We start from the raw sequence: 24280 nt of genomic DNA, 5'->3' as shown, positions 1-24280 counted from the left end.
GCTCCTCAGGTCGGTCCGGTGGTCGGTCGGTCAGGCGGCGTCGAGCCAGGCGCTCGGATCGGGCATCAGCTCGTCCGCGCGCTCCCAGAAGACGGCGGGGATCGGCGCGGCGAGGGAGGCGAGCAGGCGGGGGACGCGCTCGGGCCTCGAGAACCCGACGACGGTCGCGTCGACGCGCTCGTCGCGCACCGAGGCCTGCACGGCGGCGTCGGCCAGGGCGATCCCGTGCTCGTCGGCGAGGTCGTGCAGCGCCGCGGCGGCCTCGAGCACCTCGGGGCGGGCCGGGCGGAAGCCGTAGAGGGGCTTCGCGGAGCGCGAGGCGAGCAGCCCGCCGCCCAGCACCGCGGCGTTCACGACGCCGAGGCCGCGGGAGCGGGCGTCGTCGATCAGCGGGTCGGCGGTGCGGTCGAGCAGCGTCGAGCGGGAGTGGGTCAGCAGCACCTCGAACTCGCCGGTGGCGAGCAGCCGCTCCATGGTCGGGCGGTGGCCGCCGGCGAGGCCGAGGTGGCCGATCACGCCCTGCTCGCGCAGCGCGACCAGCGCCTCGATCGCCCCGCCGGGCCGCTCGAACCCGGCGTCCGGGTGGAACTCGGGGTCGTGCAGGTGAACGAGCGGGAGGACGTCCATCCGCAGCCGCGAGCGGCTCTCGTCGACCGACGCGCGGACGCGGTCGCCCGAGTAGTCGCCGTCCTTCGCGTCGACCTTCGTCGCCACCAGCAGGTCGTGGCCGGGCAGCGCCTCGAGCGCGGCGCCGATCCGTTCCTCGCTGCGGCCGCCCGAGTAGCCGTTCGCCGTGTCGATCATGCGGATGCTCGACGCGGCGATCGCGGCGACGACCTCGAGCGCCCGGTCCTCCGGGGTGTCGTACCCGAACAGCTCCGGCATCCCGCCGATCGGCCCGCCGCCGGCAGCGATCGCGGATACGGTGAGGCCGGTCGAGCCGAGCGGGCGCAGCCAGCCGGACCCGCCGGGGCGCACGGGGGAGTCGGGCTCGGTCGTCATCGATCCTGCTTCCGAGGTGCGGGCGGCGGACGGTCCGTCCGCCGCGTCCATCCGTGCGGCTGCTCGAGCGTAGGCGCGGGGCGCCGCACATCGCAAAAGCAGGTTGAGAAAGTTTTCCTCCTCCTCAGCGCCTGCTCAGCGCCCGCCCCACGCCTCGTCGCCGACCTCGACCGCCGTGCCCCGTTCCGCGGACTCCTCGATCGCGATGCCGACGCGGTGGTCGTGCATCCCCTCGGCGAGCGGGTACGGCGCCGGGCCCTCGCCCCGCGCCCAGGCGCCGGTCGCGGAGAGCAGCGCGGCGGTGCCGACCTCGTCGTCGTTCAGCCGGGCGCCCTCGTAGGGGTTGCGGAAGACGGGCCTCCCGTCCAGCACGAGGGCGGTCAGGTCCGCCCCCTCGTAGTTCATCCCGACGCCGGTCACGGCCCGCTCGATGCGGGAGACGACCGGGGTCGTCGCGTCCGCCATGCGCACGACCGTCTCGTCGTGGACCTCGCCGGTCGAGCCGCGCACGGTGAACCGGTCCGGGCGCACCGGGTTCCACCACTGGTTGTCGGTGAAGTCGTAGAGCCCGGAGCGGTCGTCGCCGAAGTCGATCGTCGCCAGCACGGTCCGGGCCCGCTTCGGCTCGGCGTCGAACGTCCACCCGGCCGGGGTGATCGGGTCGACGAGCGGGGCGTGGAAGGCGCGCGCATCGACGGTCACCGGGCCGATCGGGGCGCCGAGGGCCGCCCGCATCAGCGCGACCGCGTGGTACAGGTGCGTCGAGCTGACCTGCGCGCTGCCGGGCACGCCGATCAGGCCGTCCCGCACGAGGCCCAGCCGCGCGGCGTGCAGGGGCATCAGCGGGTACTGCTCGGCCACCTGCACGAGGTCCGCGGCGCCGACGTCGGCCCAGAGCGACCGCATGCCGTCGACGTCGGGCGCGGGCGGCGTCTCCGCCAGCACGGGCACCCCGCGCTCGACCAGGGCGCGGGTGAGCTCCGGCGTGACCGGCCACGGCACCGACAGCACCACGAAGTCGGGCCGGTCGGCCGCCAGCGCGTCCTCGACGCTGCGGAAGGAGCGCACCCCGAAGTCCGTCTCGACCTGCCGGCCGGGCTCCTCCCGCCGCGTCACCGCGCCCGTGACCTCGAACAGGTCCGGCAGCAGGTGGGCGAGGCGGAGGTAGGCGAGCGCGCGCCAGCCGGAGCCGACGACCGCGTACCGGCAGGGCGCCGGGGTGTCGATGCGCTTCGTCCGGACGGCGTCGGCGGTCATCGCCGCGCTGATCGCGGTCCGGCCGTCCTCGCGTCCCCGCAGGTGCGTCATGGCTCCTCCTCGAGCTCTCGCGGGCGGTGCCGCGGTGGCGGGCGGCGTCCGCCCGGGACGAGCAGTGAAGCCGTCCCGGACGGCCCGGTGCAACCCGTGCCGCGCCCGGCGGAGCCGCCGACCATTGCGCCGCCGCTCGGGCCCGGCGGTATCGTGACCCCCGCCGTCCGACGTCCCGACGGGGCGGACGCCCCTCATGACCCAGCTCTCGGACCCGCCCCACGACGCCACCGCCGCGCCGCGCCGGACCATGCGCGGCCGGTCGTCGTCCGACACCCGCAGCGCCGTGCTCGACCTCATCCGCGCGAGCGGGGAGATCAGCCGGGTCGACCTCGCACGCCGGTCGGCGCTCACCGAGGCGACGATCTCGAAGATCGTGAAGGAGCTGCTGGCGACCGGTCTCGTCGTGCAGGCCGGCTACGCCCAGTCGACGGGCGGCAAGCGCGCCGAGCTGCTGCGGCTGAACGGCGGCGGCATCCGCGCCATCGGGATGACCCTCGACTTCAACCGCAGCGTCGTCGTGCTCTGCGGCGCCGACGGCGGCGAGCTCGCCCGGGTCGAGGCGCCGGGCACCGGCTTCGACGACCCCGCCGTCGCCCTCGAGCGCCTGGCCGCAGCCGTCGAGACGCTGCTGGAGCGCGAGGGCGTCGACCGGGAGTCGGTCGTGGGCGCCTGCGTCGCGGTCGCGGGCCGACGCGGGTCGCCGATGGGCGGGGTGGTCGACACCTCCTTCTTCGACGCCTGGGAGCCGTACCCGGTCGCCTCCGAGCTGCAGCGGATGCTCGGGCTGCCGGTCCTGCGGGAGAACGACGCGAACTGCGCGGCGCTCGGCGAGTTCTGGTCCAGCAAGGAGCCCGCGCGCGACTTCGTCGCGGTCTACATGTCGAGCGGCATCGGCGCCGGCATCGTCATCGACGGCGCGATCTACCACGGGGCGTCCGGCAACGCCGGCGAGATCGGGCACGTGACGGTCGAGCCGGACGGCGTCGACTGCTGGTGCGGGTCGCGCGGCTGCCTCGAGACCGTCGCGAGCCCCCGCGCGATCGTGCGCGCCGTGCGCGCGGACGAGGGCCTCTGCGAGCGGCTCGACGTGGACGCCGCCACCCCGAACCCGGAGGTCTACCGCCGCTTCACGGCGCTGGCCGAGGAGGGGGAGCCGCGCGCGGCGGCGATCCTCGGACGCGCCACGGAGACCTTCGCGGCCGCGGTCGGCGCGCTCGTGAACACCCTCGACCTCGACCTCGTCGTCCTCGCCGGCTCCGGCTTCGCCGGCACCGAGGAGGCGTTCCTCGGCGCGGTCCGCCGCCGCGTCGAGCGGACGGCGTTCATGCGCGAGCTGCACCCGATCTCGGTGCGGCTCGCCTCCGCCGGATCGGGCACCGCCGCACTCGGCGCGGCCTCGGTCGTGCTCCACCGCCACCTCACGCCGCACCGCTCCGCCTGACCGCGCCGCACCGCTCCGTCGGCTCGGGCAGCGGTGCATCGCGTGCACGGTCGAGGTCGAGGCCTTCCGCCGGCCGCGCATCCTCGGCATGCTCGGAGGCACCCCCCCGCTTTCGCGACCTGTCGCACATCACGACTCGGTCACGGACGAAATCTTTCGTTCGCAAGTGTTGCTATGTCGGTCGCCGCGAACCTAGGCTCGCCCCGCACAGCCACAGGGACGTGGCGCCAGACGCCTCGTCCACACCCCCGAACGGATGGATGACGATGCGGTTCTCCTCACACTCGAAGCGCAGGTCGCTCGCGGCCGCCGCCGCAGGCGCCGCGCTGATCGCTGCGGGCCTCACCGGCTGCAGCGGCGACGGCGGCAGCGGCGACGGCGGCTCGGCCACGAGCGGCGAGATCACCTGGTGGAGCTGGACTCCCGACAACAACGTCGCCGAGGCCGAGATCGCGGCCTTCAACAACGACTACCCGGACATCAAGGTCAACTACCGCAAGGTGCCGATCGACAACTACGCGGCGATCCTGCGCCCGGCGCTCGCGTCGAACGACGGCCCGGACGTGTTCTCGGTGAACGCCACCGGCTCCTTCTCCGCGCAGACGTTCGCGCCGTACGCGACCGACCTCACGCCGGCCATCGAGAAGCTGCTCGGCGACGACTGGAAGTCCAAGGTGTTCGACGGCGGCACGAAGGCCTTCACGATCGACGACCGCCTGGTCGCCGGGCAGTGGGCGCGGGTCGGCGCCGGGATCATGTGGATCAACAAGGACACCTTCGACAAGTACAAGGTGCAGCCGCCGAAGACCTACGACGACTGGGTGTCGGTCTGCAAGACCTTCCGCGACAACGGCCTCGGCTGCTTCCGCGAGGGCATGGCGGGCAGCGCGGGCTTCATCGTCGACACGATGCACTCCATCGTCGACAGCGTCGAGCCGCACCTCTGGGCACGCGCCCTCGCCGGTGAGGCGAAGTGGAACGACCCCGGCTTCGTCGAGGCGTTCGGCATCCTGCGCAAGATGCAGGCCGACGGCATCCTCGACAAGGGCTCCGTCGGGTACATGCAGTACCCCGACGTGAACAACGCCTTCCTCTCCGGCGACGTGCCGATGGTCCAGATGGGCACCTGGTACGCGCAGTACGCGGTGAAGAAGAACCTCGCGGCCGCGCTCGAGGGCGCCGGCGAGACCGGCGGCGACCAGCTCGTGCAGGTGCCGATCCCGTTCCCGGACGTCGCCGGCAAGGGCAACCCGTCGACGATCTTCTCCGACGTGGACGCGGGCCACTCCGTGAACGCGAAGAGCCCGAACCGCAACGCGGCGACGACCTTCGCCCTGTGGATGGGACACACCCAGAAGGGTCAGGAGGCGGTCGTGTCGAACCTCGACGCGGTCGCGACGCTGAAGGGCGTCTCGCCGGACTTCGACTCGATCGACCTGGTCGACCCCGAGGTGCAGCGGCCCGAGCTCGAGCAGCTCGCCAGCGCGCTCGACGAGAAGCTCGACCCGCGCTACGGCACGACCCTGACCGCGGAGCTGAGCCAGGCGGTGATCGACGCCAGCCAGGCGATGGTGAACGGCAACCGGTCGCCGCAGGACGTCGCGAACGACCTGCAGTCCGTCGCCGACTCGCAGGGCTGACCCGGTGACCCGGACGAGGTCCGCCGCGCGGAGCCGTCGCTCATGACGACGACGGCTCCGACCAACAACCCGGCCGGCGTGGCGACCGAGAGGTCGTCGCGCCGCCGGCGCGGTCTCTACCGCACCCCCGGCCTGCCCTGGATCCTGCCGGCGCTCGTCGTCTCGGTGGGCGTCCTCTACTACTGCATCGGCTACACGGGCTACCTCTCGACGCTCGACTGGGACGGCGCGTCCCCGCTGCAGCGCCAGATCGGCCTCGCGAACTACGTGCAGATGTTCCAGGACCCGATCTTCTGGCGGGCCCTCGGCAACACCGCGGCCTTCTACGTCGTCACCTTCACCGTGCAGGTGGCGCTCGGCATCGTGCTCGCCTGCCTGCTGCACTCGCGGCTGTACGCGAAGACGCTCTACAAGGTGCTGATCTTCATCCCGGTCGTGCTCGCCCCGGCGACCACGGCGCCGGTCTTCCGGCAGATCTACGCCCCGGGCGGCACCCTGAACCAGCTGCTCGACGGCGTCGGGCTCGGCGCCTTCACGCAGCCCTGGTTCGCGAACGGCACGATCGCGCTGATCATCATCATGTCGGTGCAGATCTGGCAGTCGACGGGCATCGTCTTCATCCTCTACTTCGCCGCGATCGGGCAGATCTCGCCGGAGATGGTGGAGGCGGCGCGCATCGACGGGGCGGGCGACCTGCGGGTGGTCACCTCGATCGTCTGGCCGTCCGTGCGCGGCACGACCGTCGCGATCGCGATCCTGTCCGCCATCGGCTCGCTGAAGACCTTCGACATCCCGTTCCTCATCACGGGCGGCGGGCCGACCTACGCCACCGAGTTCCTCGGCACGCGGATCTACCGGATCAGCGTCGGGTTCTCGGACGTCGGGCTCGGCGCCGCGTTCTCGATCGTCCTGCTCGTCCTCGCCGTCGGCACCGCGGTGCTGATCCAGGTCGGCTCGCGCCGGAAGGAGGGGAGCGCCTGATGTTCGAGACGCGACGCCTGCGGACCCGCATCGGGCTGCAGATCCTGCTCACGGTGCTCGTGGTGCCGTTCGTCTTCCCGCTCTACGCGATGGTGGCGGGCTCGCTGGAGGGGCTCGGCTGGGGCAACTACGCGACCGTGCTGTCGCTGCCGGTGCTGCCGAAGTTCTTCATCAACAGCGCGCTGATCTCGGCGGCGGTCATCGTCATCGTGATGGCCTGCACCATGACGGCGGCGTTCGGCTTCTCCAAGCTGCACATCCGGTTCAAGGAGGTGTGGTTCTGGCTGCTGCTGATCTGCCTCACCCTGCCCGGGGTGGTGCTGATCGCGCCGCTGTTCGCGACCATCACGCGCATCGGCGCCTACAACACGCTCTGGGCCGTGATCATCCCGGTCGCCGCCCTGCAGATCCCGTTCACGACCCTGCTCGCCCGGAACTTCGTCGACGGGGTGCCGAGCGAGCTGATCGAGGCGGCCCGCGTCGACGGGGCACGGGTGATCCGTGTCTTCTGGAGCGTGCTGCTGCCGCTGACCCGGCCGATCATGGCGGCGGTGCTGGTGCTCGTCTTCATCAACTCGTGGAACGAGTTCCTGCTCGCCCTGCTGTTCCTGCAGACCCCCGACCAGCAGACGATCACGCTGGTGCCGTCGTTCTTCGTCGGCCAGTACAACAACGACCAGACCAAGGTGCTCGCCGCGGCCGTCCTCACCGGGCTGCCCGTCGTGATCGCCTACATCTTCCTGCAGCGGTTCTTCGAGCGCGGCCTCGCGGCCGGCGCGCTGAAGTAGCCGCATCGACCCCGAACCACCCCTGACGGAAGGACCGCCATGCCGCACGCCCGGATCGATCTGCACGAGCACCACCGCCCGCACCTCGAGGAGTACAGCCGCGCGATCCTCGCCGGCATGGTGAAGGGCCTCGAGATGCCCGAGTGGGACCTGTTCCAGAGCTTCCGCCTGCACCAGCCGGGCGAGCTCGTCTTCAACCGGACCTTCCCGGGCGTCCAGCGCGACGACATCATCTTCATCGAGCTGCTGGCGCAGGTCGGCTACACCGACGAGCAGAAGCAGGCCGGCATGGCGGGCATCGTCGACGAGCTCGAGAAGGTCGGGGTGAAGCGCGACGACGTGATGCTCGACTTCCTCGAGGTGCACGGCGCCGCCTGGTACCCGCTCGCCACCGCCGAGCACGTCGCGGCCGAGGGCTGAGGTGGCCCACTTCCGCACGCTGAAGCCGGGGCAGCGCGCCCGGGTGCACGTCCACGACGCGGTCACCGGCGAGGACGTCGTGGTGCACGAGAGCGCGGACGTGCTGCTCGAGGCGCCGAACTGGTCGGCGGACGGCTCGCGCCTGCTGCTGAACGGCGACGGGGTGCTGCTGTCGCTCGCGCCGGAGGCGGGCGCGGAGCCCGAGCGCATCGCGCACGAGGACCTGCCCGAGATCAACAACGATCACGTGCTCGACCCGGACGGGCAGCACCTGTTCCTCTCCGCGATGGACGGCCACATCCACCGCGCGCCGATCGGCGGCGGCCATGCGCACCGCGTCACCCGGGACGAGGGCGTCTGGCACTTCCTGCACGGCGTCTCGCCGGACGGGCGGCGCCTCGCCTACGTGCGCATGGCCTCGTTCGACGAGCCGGGCCGCCTCGCGGTGATCGGCGCCGACGGCGGGGACTCCGAGATCGTCGACACGGGCGAGGGGCACATCGACGGCCCGGAGTGGTCGCCGGACGGCGCCTGGCTCTACTTCAACACCGAGCGGTGGGCGAGCGAGCCCGGCCACGCCCAGCTGGCGCGCGTGCCCGACGGCGGCGGCGAGGTCGAGCGGCTCGTCACGAGCGGGACCGTCGACTGGTTCCCGCACCTGTCGCCGGACGGTCGCACGGCCGTCTACATCGAGTTCCCGGCCGGCACGCTCGGCCACCCCGCCGACAGGGACGTCGCCCTCGTCGTGGTCGACGTGGACGACTGGAGCGCCCCCCGCGAGCGCATCCGGATCCCGGGCGGCCAGGGCACGATCAACGTGAACAGCTGGGCTCCGGACTCGCGGCGCTTCGCCTACGTGTCGTACCCGATCGAGGGCTGAGGCCCCACGAGCAGGCGGCCTCGGGCGTCGGGGCCGCGAGCAGACGCCGGGCGGGTGCCCGGCAGGAAGGCAGGACCATGCTGGAGCGGGACGAGGCGGCGCTGTCCGTCCTCTACATCGGAGGCACGGGCACCATCAGCGCCTCGTGCGTGCGGCTCTCCGTGGAGAGCGGCATGCGGGTGGCGGTGCTGAACCGCGGCAACAACGCCAAGGGGCGCACGCTCCCGGACGGCGTCGAGTCGATCACCGGCGACGTGACGGACGAGGCGTCGCTCACCGCGGCGCTCGAGGGCCGCTCGTTCGACGCGATCGTGAACTTCCTCTCCTACGACCGGGAGGACGCGGAGCGCGCCGTGCGCGTGCTCGGGCCGCTGACCCGCCAGTACGTGTACATCTCCTCGGCGTCCGTGTACGGCAAGCCGGTGCTGCAGACGCCGATCACCGAGTCGACGCCGACGCACAACCGCTTCCTTTCCTACGCGCGGGCGAAGCTACGGGCGGAGGACGTGATGCACGAGGCGTTCGCGGAGCACGGCTTCCCGATGACGATCGTGCGCCCGTCGCACACCTACGACGACGCGAACCCGCCGCTCGCGGGGGACTGGACCGTGATCGACCGGATCGCCCGGGGCGCCGAGGTGCCCGTGCACGGCGACGGCACCTCGCTCTGGACGCTCACGCACGCGGAGGACTTCGCGGTCGGGCTCGTCGGGCTGCTCGGCAACCCGCGCGCGATCGGGGAGACCTTCCACATCACGGGCGACGACGTGTGGACCTGGGACCAGGTCCACACCGCGATCGCCGACGCGCTCGGGGTCCCCGCGAAGCTCGTCCACGTGCCGAGCGAGCTGTACCCGGTGGTGGCGCCGGACTGGTTCTGGTCCGAGCTGCTCGTCGGCGACCTGTCCCACAGCGCGGTGTTCGACAACAGCAAGATCAAGCGCTTCGTACCGGCCTTCGGACAGCGCCTCACCTTCCACCGGGCGATCCGCCGGCTGCTGGCCTGGCGGGAGGCGCACCCCGAGCAGACCGCGGCGGACCCGACGACCGACGCCGTGCTCGAGCGCCTCGTGACGGCGTACCACGCGAGCCGCGAGGTGTTCGAGGCGCACGCGCCCGCGGCGGTGCAGGCGTGACGCCCGGGCTCGACCCGCGCCCGCTCGGCCGCACGGGCATCGCGGTCCCGTCGATCTGCGTCGGCACCAGCCCGCTCGCGTCGATGGCGTTCCTCTACGGGTACGAGGTGCCCGAGGAGCGCGCGGTCGCGACCGTCGAGGCCGCATTCGCCGGCCCGCTCACGTTCGTCGACACCTCCAACGGGTACGGCGAGCACGGTGAGGCGGAGCAGCGGATCGGGATCGCCGTGCGCCGCGCCGGCGGGGTGCCCGACGGCGTCGTGCTCGCGACGAAGGCCGACCCGGCGCCCGGCTCCGAGGACTTCTCGGGGGACCGGGTGCGGCGCTCGTTCGAGGAGAGCCTCGAGCGGCTCGGCGTCGACCGGGTGCCGCTGCTGCACCTGCACGACCCCGAGCGGATCGCCTTCGAGGACGGCGTCGCACCGGGCGGGCCGGTGGAGGCGCTCGTGCGGCTGCGCGAGGAGGGCCTCGTCGACGCGCTCGGCGTCGCGGGCGGCCCGGTCGACCTCATGCAGCGCTACCTCGACACCGGCGCGTTCGACGTCGTGCTGAACCACAACCGGTACACGCTGCTCGACCGCTCCGCCGGGCCGCTGTTCGAGCGCGCGGCCGCCGCCGGGATCGGCGTGCTGAACGCCGCGCCGTACGGCGGCGGGATGCTGGTGAAGGGCCCGGACGTGCAGTCGAAGTACGCCTACGGCGAGCGCGGGGACGTGTTCGCCGATGCGGCCCGCGCGATGGCCCGGGCGTGCGACGAGGCCGGGGTGCCGCTCGCGGCCGCCGCGCTGCAGTTCTCGATGCGCTCCCCGTCGATCCACTCGACCGTGGTCGGGATGTCGTCGCCGGAGCGGATCGAGGCGACCGTGCGGCTGGCGCAGGTCCCGATCCCGGACGGCCTCTGGGCCGAGCTCGACGCGCTCGCGCCGGCCGGCTCCGTCCTGCCCGCATGAGCGCCGAGGGGGGCTGGGCGACCTACCCGAGCCTCGCCGGGCGCACCGCCTTCGTCAGCGGCGGCGCGTCCGGCCTCGGCGCCGAGTTCGTCGAGCAGCTCGCCGGGCAGGGAGCGCGGGTCGGCTTCGTCGACCTCGACGTCGAGCGCGGCCGGGCCCTCGAGCAGCGCCTGGCGGCGGGCGGCGCCGAGGTCCGCTTCCTCGAGTGCGACGTCCGCGACGTGCCCGCGCTGCGGGCCGCGATCGGCCGGGTCGCCGGCGAGCTGGGCGTCATCCGCGTGCTCGTGAACAACGCGGCGAACGACCACCGCGACAAGGTCGCCGAGATGGACGAGGCGCTCTGGGACGACCGGATGGCGGTGAACGTGCGCCACCACTTCTTCGCCGCCCAGGCGGTCGCACCCGGCATGCGCGACGCGGGCGGCGGCTCCATCGTGAACCTCGGCTCGATCAGCGCGCACATCGACCTGATGGACCTGCCCGGCTACATCACCGCGAAGGCGGGGGTCGAGGGGCTCACCCGCACCCTCGCCCGCGAGTACGGGCCGTGGGCGATCCGGGTGAACTGCATCATCCCCGGCTGGATCATGACGGAGCGGCAGCTCGCCGACTGGGTGACGCCCGAGGCGGAGGAGTCGATCGCGCGCAACCAGTGCCTCCCGCAGCACCTGATGCCCGACGACGTGGCTCGCATGCTGCTGTGGTTGGCTGCCGACGACTCGCGATCCTGCACCGCGCAGCAGTGGGTCGTGGACGGAGGGTGGATGTGACCGCGTTGACCAGGGTGACGGACGTGGTGGCCTTCCACGGGGAGGGTCCGTTCTGGGACGAGGAGCGCGAGCGGCTCCTCTCCGTCGACATGCTCGCCGGCGCGGTCGTCGAGCTCGGCGCCGACGGCGAGCCGGTGCGGCACGAGTACGGCGGGGTCGCGGCCGTCCTGCGGCGCCGGCTCGACGGCGGGCTGGTGCTCGCCCGCGAGCACGGGCTGCAGCGGCTCGACGACGAGCTGCGCCCGGTCGGCGACGAGCGCCACGCCCTCGACGACCCCGCGATCCGGATGAACGAGGGAGGCTGCGACCCGCAGGGCCGGCTCTACATCGGCACGATGGCCTACGACGTGACGACCGGTGCGGGCACCCTCTGGCGGTTCGACGCCGAGGGCGGCATGGCCGCCGCGCTGACCGGGGTGACGATCTCGAACGGGCTCCAGTGGTCGGCGGACGGCGCTACCGCCTTCTACAGCGACACCCCGACCGGCCGCATCTCGCGCTACCCGTTCGACGGGGCGACCGGGGCCTTCGGCGACCGGTCGACCGTGGTCTCGTTCGCCGACGGCGAGGGGCAGTCAGACGGGATGGCGATCGACGAGGAGGACGGGCTCTGGGTCGCGTTCTGGGGCGGCGGCGCGGTGCGCCGCTACGACCCGGACGGCACGCTGACCGAGGTCGTCGAGCTGCCCTGCCGCAACGTGACGTCGTGCACGTTCGGCGGCCCCGACCTCCGCACCCTCTACATCACGACCTCGCGCGACGGCCTGCCCGAGGGCGAGGTCGAGCCCGAGGCGGGCTCGATCTTCGCGGTCGAGCCGGGCGTCACCGGCGCCCACCCGCACCGCTCCGCCGTCTGACCCCTGTTCGTAGCGCGATTCGAGCCGCCTGCATCGCTGCGAGGCGGCTCGAATCGCGATACGAGCGAGGTCGGGGAGGTCAGGGGCGGGTGCCGTCGATGCGCTGGGGGACGGCCCACGGGTTGCCGTCGCGCAGCGGCGGCGGCAGCAGGGCGTCCGGGAGGCCCTGGTAGGCGACGGGGCGGAGGAAGCGCTCCATCGCCGCGGTGCCGACGCTCGTCGTGCCGACCGCGGTCGTCGCCGGGTAGGGGCCGCCGTGCTGCTGCGCGTACGACACGGTCACCCCGGTCGGCCAGCCGCCCCAGAGCACGCGGCCGGCGCGCTCCGACAGCGTGTCGAGCAGCGCGGGCACGACCTGCTCGTCGGGCTCGCCGTGCACCGTCGCGGTCAGCTGCCCCTCGAAGGCGCGGACGGCGTCGAGCAGCTCGGCGTCGTCCGCGTACTCCACGACGAGTGCGGCGGGGCCGAACACCTCGGCCGTCAGCGGGCGCGGGTCGGCCACGACCTCCGCGGCGCTCGTGCGCAGCAGCGTCGGGGCGGGGTCCGCGTCGGGGTCGACGGAGCCCGCGAGCACCTCCACCACCTCGTGGGCGGCGAGCGCCTCGAGCGCCTGCCCGTATCCGTCCCGGATGCGTCCGTTCAGCATCGGTGCGCCCGCCATCGCGCCGAGTCGCTCGGCGACGAGCGCGGGCACCTCGGAGCCCGCGGGAACGAGCAGCACGCCCGGCTTCGTGCAGAACTGGCCGACGCCGAGGCTCATCGAGCCCGCGAAGCCCTCCGCGATCTCCGCCGCGCGCGCTCCCGCGGCGCCGCGGGTCACGACGGCGGGGTTCGTGCTGCCGAGCTCGCCGTAGAAGGGGATCGGCGCCTCCCGGCCGGCGGCGAGGTCGAAGAGGGCGCGGCCGCCGCGCAGCGAACCCGTGAACGCCCCCGCGGTGACCCGCGGGTCCTGGATCAGCGTGCGCCCGGCGTCCTGGCCCTCGACGAGGGCGAACACGCCGTCCGGGGCGCCGGCGGCGGTCAGCGCATCGCGGAGCACGCGGGCGGTGCGCTCCGACAGCCGCGGGTGGCCGGGATGCGCGACGAGCAGGACGGGGCAGCCTGCGGCGAGCGCGGACGCCGTGTCGCCGCCCGCGACCGAGAACGCGAACGGGAAGTTGCTCGCCGCCCACACGGCCACGGGGCCGAGCGGAACGAGCATGCGACGCAGGTCCGGCCGCGGGCCCATGCCCCAGTCGGGGTCGGCGTGGTCGATCACCGCATCGAGGAAGGCGCCGGTCTCGACCTCGTCGGCGAAGAGCCGCAGCTGGAACGTCGTCCGGGCCAGCTCGCCGGTCAGGCGGGGGCGGGGGAGGTGCGACTCCTCCTCCGCCAGCGGCAGCAGCGCCTCCGCGTCCGCGTCGAGCGCCTCGGCGGCGGCGCGCAGCCACGCGGCGCGCTCCGTCAGCGGGCGGTCGCGCAGCACGGCGGCTGCGGCGACCGCCGCATCGAGGAGGGCGTCGAGCTCGGCCGGTGCGGTGTCCGTCATCGCTCCATCCTCCCGGTCCCGCCCCGGAGGTCCCTCCCCACGGCGCGCACGGGGTTCTCGAGCACGCCGACGCCCTCGATCGCGACCCGGACGACGTCGCCCGCGGTCAGCGAGAACGACTCGTCCGGCACGATGCCGGTGCCGGTCAGCAGCACGACCCCGTCGGGGAACGGCATCGCGGCGAACAGCCAGGCGCCCAGGTCCTCCGCCGAGCGCGTCAGGTCCGCGGTGGTCGTGTCCCCGCGGAAGACGGCCGCGCCGTCCCGCTCGATCTCGAGGCGGATCGGGAAGGGGCCGTCGACGGCCCACGCGGGGACGATCGCCGGGCCGAGGGCGCATGCGGCCTCGTAGACCTTCGCCTGCGGCAGGTACAGCGGGTTCTCGCCCTCGATCGACCGGCTCGAGACGTCGTTCCCGGCCACGTAGCCGAACAGCTCGCCGGCCGCGTCGAAGACGAGCGCGAGCTCGGGCTCCGGCACGTCCCAGCCCGAGTCGGCGCGGACCCCGATCGCGTCGCCGGGTGCCACGACGCGCCAGGCCGGCGCCTTGAAGAACAGCTCGGGGCGCTCCGCCGCGTACACGCGGTCGTAGACCGACGCCTCCGTCGACTCGGCCATCCGCTCGTCCCGGCTGCGGGCGTAGGTGACGCCGGAGGCCCAGACCTCCTGCCGGTCGACCGGCGCGAGCACGCGGGAGCCGGGCTCGAGCGGGTGGTCGGCGGCCTCGAGCCGGGCGCGCGCCTCGGCCCGCGGCAGCGCGAGGAGGTCGGCGAGGCCGTCCTCCAGCAGGTGGTCGGCGCCGTCGCGGCGCACCGTCCAGCGGGTGCTCCCGTCCGGCAGCCCGACGCGCCGGATCGCGCCCTCGGGGACGTCAGTGGGACTCACGTGCGACCTCCGCTCCGCTCGCGCCGACCAGGAAGTCGAGGTCGGCGCCCGTGTCAGCACCCTGCACGTGGTCGATGTACAGCCGCTCCCAGCCGCGGGTCGGCTTCGCGAAGCCGGCGACGAGCGCCGCCGACGGCGTCCGCGCCGCGAGCTCCGCCTCCGGCACGTCGAGCACGAGGGAGCGGTTCGGCACGTCGAGCACGATCTCGTCGCCGTCCTGCACGAGCCCGAGCGGGCCGCCCGCGGCGGCCTCGGGGGAGACGTGCAGCACGACCGTGCCGTACGCGGTGCCGGACATGCGGCCGTCGCAGATGCGGACCATGTCCCGCACGCCGGTGGCGAGGATCTTCTGCGGCAGCGGCAGGTTCGACACCTCGGGCATGCCCGGGTAGCCCATCGGCCCGCAGCCGCGCAGGATCAGCACCGAGTCCGGCGTGACGTCGAGGTCGGGGTCGTCGACGCGGGCGTGGAAGTCCTCGATCGAGTCGAAGACGACGGCCCGTCCGCGGTGCACGAGCAGCTCGCCGGTGGCGGCGGCCGGCTTGATGATCGCGCCGTTCGGGGCGAGGTTGCCGCGCAGCACCGCGATCCCGGCGCCCGCAGTGCCCTCGCCCGCGGCGGGGATCAGCGGCGCCTCGCGGGTGGCGATCACCTGCGGGTCCCAGATCGGCTGGTCGTCCAGGTAGTCGACCAGCGGACGCCCAGTCACGGTGATCGGCTCGGGGTGCAGCAGGTCGCGCACCTGGGCGAGCACCGCGAGCAGCCCGCCGGCGTTGTACAGGTCCTCCATGAGGAAGGCGCCCGCCGGCTGCAGGTTCACGAGCAGCGGCACCGTCGCGCCGATGCGGTCGAAGTCCTCGAGCGTCAGCTCGATGCCGAGCCGGCCCGCGATCGCCATCAGGTGGATGACGGAGTTCGTCGAGCCGCCGCACGCCGCGATCGCGACGATCGCGTTCTCGAACGCCTCCTTCGTCAGCACGTCGCCGATCGTGCGGCCCTCGCGCACCAGGTCGACGGCGAGCGCACCGGTCGCGGTCGCCGCCTCGAGCAGGCGCGAGTCCGGCGCGGGCGTGCCGGCGGTCCCGGGGATCGTCATGCCGAGCGCCTCCGCCATCACCGCCATCGTCGAGGCGGTGCCCATGGTGTTGCAGTGGCCCTTGCTGCGGATCATCGAGCGGTCGGAGGCGAGGAAGGCCTCCTGCGACAAGGTGCCCGCGCGCACCTCCTCGGACAGCTGCCAGACGCCGGTGCCGCAGCCCATCCGCTTGCCGCGGAACATCCCGTTCATCATCGGGCCGCCCGGCACGACGACCGCGGGGATGCCGACGGAGGCGGCCGCCATCAGCAGCGCGGGGATCGTCTTGTCGCAGCCCCCGAGCAGCACGAGGCCGTCGATCGGGTTGGCGCGGAACATCTCCTCCATCGCCATCGCGGCCATGTTGCGCCAGAGCATCGCCGTCGGGCGCACCAGCGTCTCGCCGAGCGAGACGACCGGCAGGTCGAGCCCGATGCCGCCCGCCTCGGCGACCCCCGCCTTCACGGCGAGCGACACCTCGTCGAGGTGCATGTTGCACGGCGTCAGGTCGCTCGCGGTGTTCGCGATCGCGATCTGCGGCTTCGTGAAGCCGTCGTCCGCCACGCCGCGCCGCATCCAGGCCCGGTGGAGGTACCCGTCGCGGCCCTCGCCGCCGTACCACTGCTGACTCCGCAGCTGCGTCATCGCCTCTCCCGTCGTCGTCGCCGGTGGGTGCTGGGGTTCATGTGCTCAGGGGGTCAGGATGCCGCGGCCCGACCCGCCCGCACGGAGCGCCTCGACCGCGTCGTTCACGCGGTCGAGGGGACGGCGGGCGCCGATCAGGTCGTCGAGCGGCAGCCGGCCCGCGAGGTACAGCGCGAAGATGCGCGGCAGGTCGATGCGCGGGCTGCTCGCGCCGTAGAGGGCGCCGACCACGCGGCGCTGGCGCTGCACGAGCTCGTTGACGGGGATCGAGAAGGTCGCGCCGGCGCGGGCCAGCCCGATCGCCACCAGCGTGCCCTCGGGGGCCAGGCAGGCGAAGGACTGCGCCATCGTGGCGGGCGCGCCGACGGCGTCGATCATCCAGGGCACGCCGTCGCCGGTGATCGCCCGCACCCGCTCGACCACGTCCTCGCGGCCCGCGTCGATGACGTGCGTGGCGCCGAAGCGGCGGGCGAGGTCGAGCTTCACGGGGTCGAGGTCGGCCACCACGATCGGCTCCGCGCCGACGAGCCGGGCCCCCATCACGGCGGCGAGGCCGACGCCGCCGGCGCCGAGCACCCCGAGCGGGCGGCCCGCGGCGGAGTCGACCGCGTTCATCACCGCGCCGACGCCGGTGATGACGGCGCAGGCGGAGATCGCCGCGACCTCGGCCGGCACGCCGTCCGGCACCGGCACGGCGCTCGAGGCCGACACCACGACCTGCTCGGCGAAGCAGGACACGCCCATCAGGTGGTGCACCCGCTCCTCGCCGTCGTGCAGGCGCGTGGTGCCGTCGAAGAGGCCGTTCGTCTCGGCGAAGACGCGGCCGACCCGGCAGAGGGCGGGGTTCCCGCGGACGCAGGCGTCGCACTCGCCGCAGCGGGGACGCCAGAGCAGCGCGACCCGGTCGCCGACGGCGAACCGGTCGACGCCGTCGCCCAGCTCCTCCACGATGCCCGCGCCCTCGTGGCCGACGACGATCGGCAGCCGGGCCGGCAGGTCGCCGGAGAGGTAGTGGAGGTCGCTGTGGCAGACGCCGGCGGCCTCGATGCGGACCCGGATCTCACCGGGACCGGGTGGGTCGAGCTGCAGCTCCTCGACGGCCAGCGGCTCGCCCACGGCCCGCAGCACGGCGGCTCGGATCGTCTCCATCCCACGCCTCCTTGCGAAAGTTTTCCTGCGCCGTGACGCAACTTCCCCCAAGGGTACCGGGGACCCGCGCGGCACGCCGCAGCCGGAAGGGCGGCTGCGGCGTGCCGCGCAGGGTCGCCGGATCAGTCGACGGGGACCGCCCGCTCGACCTCCGCCGTCGCGAGGCGCTCGTCCTCGGCGCCGACCTCGTGCACGGCGCCCGTGATCTCGATCGAGGCGGTCGTCTCCTGCTCGGCGACGGAGCCGCCCACCCACAGGTCGATCGCGCCCGGCTCCACGACGCGCACGAGGCGGCGGTCGCTGAACGCGAGGCGTGCCGTCGGCACGCGGAAGCGCACCACGACCTCCTCACCGGGCTCGAGGTGCACGCGCTCGTAGGCGAGCAGCTGCGCGACCGGCCGGGTGACCGAGGCCACGACGTCGCGGGCGTACAGCTGCACCACGTCGGTGCCCGCCCGGTCGCCGGCGTTGCGCACCCGGACCGACGCCGTGAAGGCGCCGCCGGCGCGCACGTCGCCGTCCGCCTCGAGCCCCGAGCGCTCGAAGCGCGTGTAGGTGAGGCCGGCTCCGAAGGCGAGCGGCGGCGTCGGGTCGACGCTCGTCACCTCCGACGGACCGCCCAGCACCGGGTGCAGGTAGGAGTACGGCTGCGCGCCGGCCGCGCGGGGGATCGACACGGGCAGGCGGCCGGACGGCGCCGTCGCGCCGGAGAGGATGCGGGCGATCGCGGTGCCGCCCTCCTCGCCCGGGAAGAACGCCTGCAGCACCGCGGCGGGCGCCGCAGCGCCCTCGAGCGCCCAGCCGATCGCGTACGGGCGGCCGGTCAGCAGCACGAGCACGGTCGGGGTGCCGGTCGCGACGACCGCCTCGACCAGCTCGCGCTGCACGCCCGGCAGGTCCAGCGACTCCGCGTCGTTGCCCTCGCCGACCGTGCCCCGGCCGAAGAGCCCCGCCTGGTCGCCCGCCACGACGATCGCGACCTCGGCGCCGGACGCCGCGGCGACCGCCTCGTCGAAGCCCGAGCGGTCGTCGCCCTCGACCGCGCAGCCGGCCGCGAACACGGTCTCCGCGCCGTCGAGCTCCGCGGTCAGCGAGGCGAGCACGTCCGGGATCTCGAAGCCGAGCGGCACGTCCGGGTGGTGGGCGAGCACGTGGTTGGCGAACGAGTAGCAGCCCATCAGCGCCTCGGCGCGGGCGGCGTTCGGGCCGAGGACCGCGACGCGGGCGGGCGAGCGGAGCGGCAGCAGGCCGTCGCGGTTCGCCAGCAGCACCACCGACTCCTCGGCGAGCCGCAGCGCGACGTCCCGGTGGGCGGGGGAGTCGAGGTCCACCGCCTCGGGCTCCGCCGCGAAGTCCGCGTCGAGCAGCCCGTGCGCCTCCTTCTGCGCGAGCACCCGGAGGACGGCCCGGTCGACCAGCGCCTCGTCGGCGAGCCCCGCCTCGAGCCGCTCGGCGAGCGGGGCGAGGAAGGCGTCACCAGTCGGCAGCTCGACGTCGACGCCGGCGGCCAGCGCGAGCGCCGCCGCCTCGCCGCGGTCGGCGGCGACGCGGTGCATGATCGCGAGGAACGCGACGGCGAAGTAGTCGCTGACCACCACGCCGTCGAAGCCCCAGACGTCGCGCAGCTGCTCGGTGAGCCACCGCGGGGTGCCCGCGACCGGCTCGCCGTCGATCTCCGTGTAGGAGTTCATGACGCTGCGGGCGCCGCCGTCGCGCAGCGCCATCTCGAACGGCGGCAGGAACACGTCCTGCAGCTCGCGCGGCCCGGCGTGCACGGGGGCGTGGTTCCGCCCCGCCTGCGAGGCGGAGTAGCCGACGAAGTGCTTCAGCGTCGCGTCGACGCCGGTGGACTGCAGGCCGCGCACGTAGGCGCTGCCGATCGTCCCGACGACGTACGGGTCCTCGGCGATGCACTCGTCGACGCGGCCCCAGCGCGGGTCGCGGATCACGTCGAGCACCGGCGCGAGGCCCTGGTGCACGCCGAGGTCGCGCATGGACCCGCCGATCAGCGCCGCCATCTCCTCGACGAGCGCGGGGTCGAACGAGGCCCCCCACGCCAGCGGCGTCGGGAAGGTGGCGGCCTGCCAGGCGGCGAGCCCGGTCAGGCACTCCTCGTGCACGAGCGCGGGGATGCCCAGCCGCGTCTCCGCGATCAGCCGCCGCTGCTCGTCGCGCAGCCAGCGGGCGCGCTCGAGCGGGTCGACCGGCCGGGTGCCGTAGACGCGCGTCAGCTGGCCGAGGCCGTGCCGCGTCGCCTCCTCGTAGGCGCCCGAGGAGGCCATCTCGCCCTGCATGGGCGCGACGACCTCGCCGCCCTGGTCGACCCAGAACCCGACGAGCTGCGCCAGCTTCTCCTCCCGCGTCATGCGCGCGAGCAGGTCGAGCACGCGGGCCGAGTACGCCTCCGCGTCGATGGAGTCCGTGGTCATGGTCATCCCTTCACGGCCCCGGTGAGGCCCCCGACGATCCTTCTCTGGAACACGCTGAAGAAGATCAGTGCGGGCAGCATGGACAGGGAGGTGAACGCGAGCACCCGCGCCGTGTCGACGGAGTACTGCGACGAGAACTGCTGCACGCCGAGCGGCAGGGTGAACGTGTCCGGGTTGTTCAGGATGAACAGCGGCAGCAGGTAGGCGTTCCAGCTGCCGATGAAGGCGAGGATGCCGACCGTGACGACGCCGGGCACGGCGAGCGGGATCACCATCCGCCAGAAGAAGCCGAGGCGGCTCGCGCCGTCGATCTCCGCAGCCTCCTGCAGCTCGACCGGGATGGCCCGGAGGAACGGCACGAGGATGATCACGGTGGTCGGCAGGCCGAAGGCGATCTGCGGCAGGATCACGCCGGCCAGGGAGTTCGCGAGCCCGAGGTTCTTCACGACGATGTAGAGCGGCGTGATCGCCACGGTCACGGGGAACATGAGTCCGGCGGCGAAGAGCGCGTACATCGCGCCGCGGAGGTGGAACTCGTAGCGCGCGAGCACGAAGCTGACCATCAGGCCGAGCACGACGACGCCGAGGGTCGTGAAGCCGCCGACGATCACCGAGTTCAGCACCAGCCGCCAGAACAGGCCCCCGCCGAGCACGTCGAGGTAGTTGCCGATCTCCCACGGGCCGGGGAAGCCGGCCGGGTTCGTGGTGATCTGCGAGTTCGTGCGGAAGCCGCCGAGGACGATGTAGGCCACCGGGGCGAGCATCAGCGCGATCACGACGACCGCGACCACGTAGACGACCGCGTTGGACCCGGCGCCGGGCTCGCCGTGCCGGCCCTTCCTGCGACGCGGCCCGAGGACGGCGTCCGAGGGCAGAGCGGTGATCGCCATCAGCGACCCCTTCCGGTCAGCGCGCCCGCGGTGTCGCGGCGCAGGACGAAGCGCTGGTAGGCGAGGGCGACGACCAGCGAGATGAGGAACAGGACCACCGCGACCGCGTTGCCGTAGCCGTAGCTGCCGGCGTTGCGGCCGTTCACGACGAGGTAGGTCGCCATGGTCGAGGTGCCCGCGGTCGAGGCGACGTACTGGCCCCAGATGATGTAGACGAGGTCGAACAGCTGCAGCGCGCCGATGATCGACAGGAACGCCCAGATGCGGATCGTCGGCCCGAGCAGCGGCAGCGTGATGCGCCGCTGGATCTGCCAGAAGGACGCGCCGTCGATCGCCGCGGCCTCGTTCAGCTCCTCCGGGATGCCCTGGAGGCCCGCGAGGAAGAGGATCACGGCGAAGCCGATGTACTTCCAGGTGATGATCGCCATGAGCGACCAGAGCGCGATCGACGGGTTCGCGATCCAGTCGGCCCGCAGGAAGCCGAGGCCGAGCTGCTCGAGCGCGCTGTTCAGCGCGCCGGTCGTCTGCAGGATAAGGCTCCAGCCGGTGCCGACGACGACCTCCGAGATCACGTACGGGACGAAGATCAGCACCCGGATCGCGCCCTGGAACCGCAGGCGCCGGTTCAGCAGCAGCGCCAGCAGGATCGCGATCGGACCCTGCAGCACCAGCGACAGCACGACGATCGCGCCGTTGTGCCGGACGGCGTCGATGAACGTCGAGTCCGTGAGGATGGTGATGTAGTTCTGCAGCCCGACGAACTGGGTCGGCACGCCGTAGCCGGCCCAGCGGAAGAAGCCGTAGTACGCCGCGGCCACCACCGGGAACACGACGAAGGTCAGGAAGACCGCCAGGGCGGGCACCGTCAGCACGGCGATCTCGAACCGTCCGCGCCAGTCGCTGCGGCGCGGGCGGCGGCCCGCCGGGGACGGCGCTGCTGCGCCGCCCCCGGCGGTCGATCGCGGTGCCGACGAGCGCTGGCCGGTGGCGAGTCGCTCGTCGACCGTCATGGGGTGCCGCCTAACCCTTCTTGGCGGCGTCGTTGGTCGTCTGGACGATGCCCTGCGGGCTGCCCTTGCCGGCCAGCAGGTTCACCACCGACACGTTCAGCGCGTTGCCGACGTTCTGGCCGTAGACGGTGTCGAGCCACTGCGAGACGAACGGCGCCTTGTTGTAGGCCGCGAGCACGTCCTTCAGGTACGGCTCGGTGACCGACTTCTGCGCCTCGGTGTTGACGGGCGGCGCGTTGAAGGCCTTGTAGTACGCGACCTGCTGGTCCTCGGTGGCGAGGTAGTTCAGGAAGTCGACGCACTGGGCGGGGGAGTTCTGCGAGCACGAGTACCCGTCGACCCCGCCCATGATCGAGCCCGGCTTGCCGTTGCCCCCGCTGATCTCGGGGAACGGGAACCAGCCGAGGTCCGGCAGCGGCTTCTCGTCCGGCGTGAGGGAGGCGATCACGCCCGGATCCCACGCGCCCATCAGCTCCATGGCCGCCTTCTTGTTGGCCAGCAGACCGGCGGAGCTGCCCGCGCCCTGCTGGGCCGCGGTGGTGAGGAAGCCCTGGTTGAACGGCTTCGTCGCGTTGAACCGCGCGAGGTCCTGCCCGGCCTTCAGCCAGCACGGGTCGGTGAAGGTCTTCGTCTTCGCGGCCTCCTCCATCACCGCTGGCGAGCACTCGCGCAGCGCGAAGTTGTAGTACCAGTGGGCAGCCGGCCAGGCGTCCTTCGCGCCGAGGGCGATCGGGTCGACACCCGCGTCCTTCAGCTTCTGGACGTCCGCGTCCAGCTCGTCCATCGTCGACGGGGTGCCGTCGATGCCGGCCTTCTTGAAGAGGTCCTGCGAGTACCAGATGCCGCTCGGCAGCACCGAGAGCGGCATCGCGTAGATCTTGCCGCCGATCGACTCCGCGCCGAAGGAGGCGTCCGGGATGCCCTGCTTCGCCGGGCCGACGCCGTCGGTGATGTCCTTCACCTGGCCGGCGTCGACCATCGCCTGCATCTTGCCGCCGCCGCGCTGCAGGAAGATGTCGGGGGCGCTGCCGGAGTTCATCGCCGTCTGCAGCTTGCCGTCGAAGTCCTCGTTCTGGACGGTCTGCACGTCGATGGTGACGTTCGGGTTGGCCTTGTGGAAGCCCGCCGCCGCGTCCTTCCAGAACTTGAGGCCGGGGCCGGTGGTGGCGTTCTGCCAGAGGGTCATCTTCACGGGGCCGTCGCCGTTGCCGCCGCCGCCGCCTCCGCCGGAGCCGCCGCTGCAGCCGGTCAGCGCCGCCGCGCCGGCGATCAGGACGGCCGAGGCCGCGAGGATCCGCTGTGGTCTCACTGGTGCACCTGTTCTCTTCATCGAGTGGTGACCGGGTCGCGCGGCGACGGTGACCGCCGCTGGTCGTCCCGGCCGGGACCGCACAAGGATCAGAAGTCGAAAGAGGAGTGTCAAACGTTTTCGAAAACGGTTGAAACTCCCCGGTAGCCTGGCTCGGGTGATCAAGCGCCGGACCATCGCCGACGTCGCGGCGGCCGCCGGCGTGTCGGTCGCGACGGTGTCGAAGGCGGTCAACGGCCGCTACGGCGTCGCGCCCGAGACGGCCGCGCGGGTGCTCAAGGCGGCGGAGGAGCTGGGGTACGGCTCGAGCCTCGGCGCGAGCAGCCTCCGCGGCGGCCGCACGGGGGTGATCGGCGTCTTCGTCGCGGCCTTCGAGCCCTGGGCGACCGAGGTGCTGAAGGGGGTCTACGTCGGGATGCAGGCGACGCAGTACGACCTGCTCGCCTACAGCGGCTCGTACAACGAGGACCACGACGGCTGGGAGCGCAGATCGCTCGCGAGGCTGAGCGGCACGCTGGTGGACGGCGCGATCGTCGTGGCCCCCTCGACGACCGACCTGCGGGTGACGGTGCCGGTCGTCGCCATCGACCCGAGCAAGGGGCCGGCCGGGCTGCCGGTGGTGGAGGCGGACAGCTTCGGCGGGGCCCGCATGGCCGTGCGCCGGCTGATCGAGCTGGGGCACCGCCGGATCGGCCTCGTCAGCGGTCGCGCGGACCTGCGGTCGGCGGCGCTGCGCGAGACGGGCTACCGCCGGGCGCTGGACGACGCGGGCATCCCGTTCGACCCCGCGCTCGTGCGGGTCGGCGCCTACGAGCAGCGGGCGAGCCGCGAGGCCGCGGGCGCCCTGCTCGATCTGCCGGAGCCGCCGACGGCGATCTTCGCGGCCAACGACCTCTCCGCGCTCGCGACGCTGCAGGTCGCGCGGCTGCGGGGCGTGGACGTGCCCGACTCGCTGTCGGTGATCGGGTTCGACGACGTGCCCGAGGCGGCCAGGAGCGACCCGCCGCTGACGACCGTGCAGCAGTCGATGCAGCGCATGGGTGCGGCGGCCGCCGCGATGCTGCTCGACCTGCTCGACGGCCGCGATCCGCAGGAGCGCCACCAGGTGCTCGGCACCCGGCTCGTGGAGCGGGCGACCACGGCGCCGCCCCCGGGTCTGTTGCGGCGCGCAACATAGGCCGTGGC

21 protein-coding genes are annotated in these 24280 nt (G+C 73.3%); 11 read left to right on the top strand and 10 right to left on the bottom strand.

What is annotated here, in order from left to right:
* Window positions 1-30 precede the first annotated feature (30 nt).
* Window positions 31-1002, bottom strand: coding sequence for an aldo/keto reductase (locus tag ACFSBI_RS08685; protein ID WP_377934028.1), 972 nt, complete (start codon window positions 1000-1002; stop codon window positions 31-33).
* A gap of 135 nt (window positions 1003-1137) precedes the next feature.
* Window positions 1138-2310, bottom strand: coding sequence for a Gfo/Idh/MocA family protein (locus ACFSBI_RS08680; protein WP_377934026.1), 1173 nt, complete (start codon window positions 2308-2310; stop codon window positions 1138-1140).
* Between the two features lie 196 nt (window positions 2311-2506).
* Here ACFSBI_RS08680 and ACFSBI_RS08675 point away from each other — a divergent pair, with 196 nt between their 5' ends.
* The 10 genes from ACFSBI_RS08675 (at window position 2507) to ACFSBI_RS08630 (ending at window position 12176) form a co-directional block, all read left to right on the top strand.
* Window positions 2507-3754, top strand: a complete 1248-nt coding sequence (locus ACFSBI_RS08675) for an ROK family transcriptional regulator (RefSeq protein ID WP_377934024.1) — start codon at window positions 2507-2509, stop codon at window positions 3752-3754.
* A 266-nt stretch (window positions 3755-4020) separates the two neighbouring features.
* Window positions 4021-5394 (top strand): ABC transporter substrate-binding protein, encoded by a 1374-nt coding sequence (locus tag ACFSBI_RS08670; protein WP_377934022.1) that lies wholly within the window; start codon window positions 4021-4023, stop codon window positions 5392-5394.
* Window positions 5395-5436: 42 nt separating this feature from the next.
* Entirely contained in the window at window positions 5437-6375 is a 939-nt protein-coding gene (locus ACFSBI_RS08665; RefSeq protein WP_377934020.1) for a carbohydrate ABC transporter permease, read from the top strand.
* Window positions 6375-7163, top strand: coding sequence for a carbohydrate ABC transporter permease (locus tag ACFSBI_RS08660; RefSeq protein ID WP_377934018.1), 789 nt, complete (start codon window positions 6375-6377; stop codon window positions 7161-7163). Before ACFSBI_RS08665 ends, ACFSBI_RS08660 begins: the two co-directional genes overlap by 1 nt.
* Window positions 7164-7202: 39 nt before the next feature.
* The gene (locus ACFSBI_RS08655; RefSeq protein WP_377934016.1) at window positions 7203-7583 is read left to right on the top strand and encodes a tautomerase family protein; all 381 of its coding nucleotides are present in this window, start codon (window positions 7203-7205) and stop codon (window positions 7581-7583) included.
* 1 nt (window position 7584) lies between these two features.
* The gene (locus ACFSBI_RS08650) at window positions 7585-8463 is read left to right on the top strand and encodes a TolB family protein (RefSeq protein ID WP_377934014.1); all 879 of its coding nucleotides are present in this window, start codon (window positions 7585-7587) and stop codon (window positions 8461-8463) included.
* 77 nt (window positions 8464-8540) lie between these two features.
* Window positions 8541-9599: an NAD-dependent epimerase/dehydratase family protein gene (locus ACFSBI_RS08645; RefSeq protein WP_377934012.1), complete on the top strand. Its 1059-nt coding sequence runs from the start codon at window positions 8541-8543 to the stop codon at window positions 9597-9599.
* Window positions 9596-10549, top strand: a complete 954-nt coding sequence (locus ACFSBI_RS08640) for an aldo/keto reductase (protein ID WP_377934010.1) — start codon at window positions 9596-9598, stop codon at window positions 10547-10549. The genes ACFSBI_RS08645 and ACFSBI_RS08640 overlap by 4 nt, the downstream gene beginning before the upstream one ends.
* On the top strand, window positions 10546-11319 hold the full coding sequence (locus ACFSBI_RS08635; protein ID WP_377934008.1) for an SDR family NAD(P)-dependent oxidoreductase: 774 nt from the start codon (window positions 10546-10548) through the stop codon (window positions 11317-11319). The genes ACFSBI_RS08640 and ACFSBI_RS08635 overlap by 4 nt, the downstream gene beginning before the upstream one ends.
* Window positions 11316-12176, top strand: coding sequence for an SMP-30/gluconolactonase/LRE family protein (locus ACFSBI_RS08630; RefSeq protein ID WP_377934006.1), 861 nt, complete (start codon window positions 11316-11318; stop codon window positions 12174-12176). Before ACFSBI_RS08635 ends, ACFSBI_RS08630 begins: the two co-directional genes overlap by 4 nt.
* 79 nt (window positions 12177-12255) lie before the next feature.
* Here ACFSBI_RS08630 and ACFSBI_RS08625 read toward each other — a convergent pair whose 3' ends face one another.
* The 8 genes from ACFSBI_RS08625 to ACFSBI_RS08590 all read right to left on the bottom strand — a co-directional run bounded on the left by ACFSBI_RS08625 (window position 12256) and on the right by ACFSBI_RS08590 (window position 23095).
* Entirely contained in the window at window positions 12256-13704 is a 1449-nt protein-coding gene (locus ACFSBI_RS08625; protein ID WP_377934004.1) for an aldehyde dehydrogenase (NADP(+)), read from the bottom strand.
* Window positions 13701-14588, bottom strand: a complete 888-nt coding sequence (locus tag ACFSBI_RS08620; RefSeq protein WP_377934003.1) for a fumarylacetoacetate hydrolase family protein — start codon at window positions 14586-14588, stop codon at window positions 13701-13703. The genes ACFSBI_RS08625 and ACFSBI_RS08620 overlap by 4 nt, the downstream gene beginning before the upstream one ends.
* On the bottom strand, window positions 14575-16308 hold the full coding sequence (locus ACFSBI_RS08615) for a dihydroxy-acid dehydratase (RefSeq protein ID WP_377934001.1): 1734 nt from the start codon (window positions 16306-16308) through the stop codon (window positions 14575-14577). Before ACFSBI_RS08615 ends, ACFSBI_RS08620 begins: the two co-directional genes overlap by 14 nt.
* 45 nt (window positions 16309-16353) lie before the next feature.
* Window positions 16354-17457 (bottom strand): zinc-binding dehydrogenase, encoded by a 1104-nt coding sequence (locus tag ACFSBI_RS08610; RefSeq protein WP_377933999.1) that lies wholly within the window; start codon window positions 17455-17457, stop codon window positions 16354-16356.
* A 122-nt stretch (window positions 17458-17579) separates the two neighbouring features.
* On the bottom strand, window positions 17580-19886 hold the full coding sequence (locus ACFSBI_RS08605) for a beta-xylosidase/alpha-l-arabinosidase (RefSeq protein WP_377933997.1): 2307 nt from the start codon (window positions 19884-19886) through the stop codon (window positions 17580-17582).
* Between the two features lie 2 nt (window positions 19887-19888).
* Complete coding sequence (locus ACFSBI_RS08600) at window positions 19889-20776, bottom strand: carbohydrate ABC transporter permease (RefSeq protein WP_377933995.1); 888 nt, start codon at window positions 20774-20776, stop codon at window positions 19889-19891.
* A complete protein-coding gene (locus ACFSBI_RS08595) occupies window positions 20776-21786 on the bottom strand; it encodes a carbohydrate ABC transporter permease (RefSeq protein WP_377933994.1) in 1011 nt (336 codons plus the stop codon). Before ACFSBI_RS08595 ends, ACFSBI_RS08600 begins: the two co-directional genes overlap by 1 nt.
* Window positions 21787-21796: 10 nt before the next feature.
* The gene (locus ACFSBI_RS08590) at window positions 21797-23095 is read right to left on the bottom strand and encodes an extracellular solute-binding protein (RefSeq protein WP_377933992.1); all 1299 of its coding nucleotides are present in this window, start codon (window positions 23093-23095) and stop codon (window positions 21797-21799) included.
* Window positions 23096-23252: 157 nt separating this feature from the next.
* Between ACFSBI_RS08590 and ACFSBI_RS08585 the strand changes: the two genes are divergently transcribed.
* Window positions 23253-24272 carry a LacI family DNA-binding transcriptional regulator gene (locus ACFSBI_RS08585; RefSeq protein WP_377933990.1) on the top strand — a complete coding sequence of 340 codons (1020 nt, stop codon included), beginning with the start codon at window positions 23253-23255 and terminating at the stop codon, window positions 24270-24272.
* Window positions 24273-24280: the final 8 nt, after the last annotated feature.

It is taken from the genome of Amnibacterium endophyticum, from assembly GCF_042680685.1.
Classification (GTDB): domain Bacteria; phylum Actinomycetota; class Actinomycetes; order Actinomycetales; family Microbacteriaceae; genus Amnibacterium; species Amnibacterium endophyticum.
The sequence above is the reverse complement of the archived record's forward strand: the minus strand, read 5'-3'. Positions and strand labels throughout refer to the sequence as shown.

What these genes read in the sequence shown, in the direction of transcription:
- ACFSBI_RS08685 (WP_377934028.1), bottom strand. Translation starts at nt 1,002, where the DNA reads ATGACGACCGAGCCCGACTCCCCCGTGCGCCCCGGCGGGTCCGGCTGG.
- ACFSBI_RS08680 (WP_377934026.1), bottom strand. Translation starts at nt 2,310, where the DNA reads ATGACGCACCTGCGGGGACGCGAGGACGGCCGGACCGCGATCAGCGCG.
- ACFSBI_RS08675 (WP_377934024.1), top strand. Translation starts at nt 2,507, where the DNA reads ATGACCCAGCTCTCGGACCCGCCCCACGACGCCACCGCCGCGCCGCGC.
- ACFSBI_RS08670 (WP_377934022.1), top strand. Translation starts at nt 4,021, where the DNA reads ATGCGGTTCTCCTCACACTCGAAGCGCAGGTCGCTCGCGGCCGCCGCC.
- ACFSBI_RS08665 (WP_377934020.1), top strand. Translation starts at nt 5,437, where the DNA reads ATGACGACGACGGCTCCGACCAACAACCCGGCCGGCGTGGCGACCGAG.
- ACFSBI_RS08660 (WP_377934018.1), top strand. Translation starts at nt 6,375, where the DNA reads ATGTTCGAGACGCGACGCCTGCGGACCCGCATCGGGCTGCAGATCCTG.
- ACFSBI_RS08655 (WP_377934016.1), top strand. Translation starts at nt 7,203, where the DNA reads ATGCCGCACGCCCGGATCGATCTGCACGAGCACCACCGCCCGCACCTC.
- ACFSBI_RS08645 (WP_377934012.1), top strand. Translation starts at nt 8,541, where the DNA reads ATGCTGGAGCGGGACGAGGCGGCGCTGTCCGTCCTCTACATCGGAGGC.
- ACFSBI_RS08635 (WP_377934008.1), top strand. Translation starts at nt 10,546, where the DNA reads ATGAGCGCCGAGGGGGGCTGGGCGACCTACCCGAGCCTCGCCGGGCGC.
- ACFSBI_RS08625 (WP_377934004.1), bottom strand. Translation starts at nt 13,704, where the DNA reads ATGACGGACACCGCACCGGCCGAGCTCGACGCCCTCCTCGATGCGGCG.
- ACFSBI_RS08615 (WP_377934001.1), bottom strand. Translation starts at nt 16,308, where the DNA reads ATGACGCAGCTGCGGAGTCAGCAGTGGTACGGCGGCGAGGGCCGCGAC.
- ACFSBI_RS08610 (WP_377933999.1), bottom strand. Translation starts at nt 17,457, where the DNA reads ATGGAGACGATCCGAGCCGCCGTGCTGCGGGCCGTGGGCGAGCCGCTG.
- ACFSBI_RS08605 (WP_377933997.1), bottom strand. Translation starts at nt 19,886, where the DNA reads ATGACCACGGACTCCATCGACGCGGAGGCGTACTCGGCCCGCGTGCTC.
- ACFSBI_RS08600 (WP_377933995.1), bottom strand. Translation starts at nt 20,776, where the DNA reads ATGGCGATCACCGCTCTGCCCTCGGACGCCGTCCTCGGGCCGCGTCGC.
- ACFSBI_RS08595 (WP_377933994.1), bottom strand. Translation starts at nt 21,786, where the DNA reads ATGACGGTCGACGAGCGACTCGCCACCGGCCAGCGCTCGTCGGCACCG.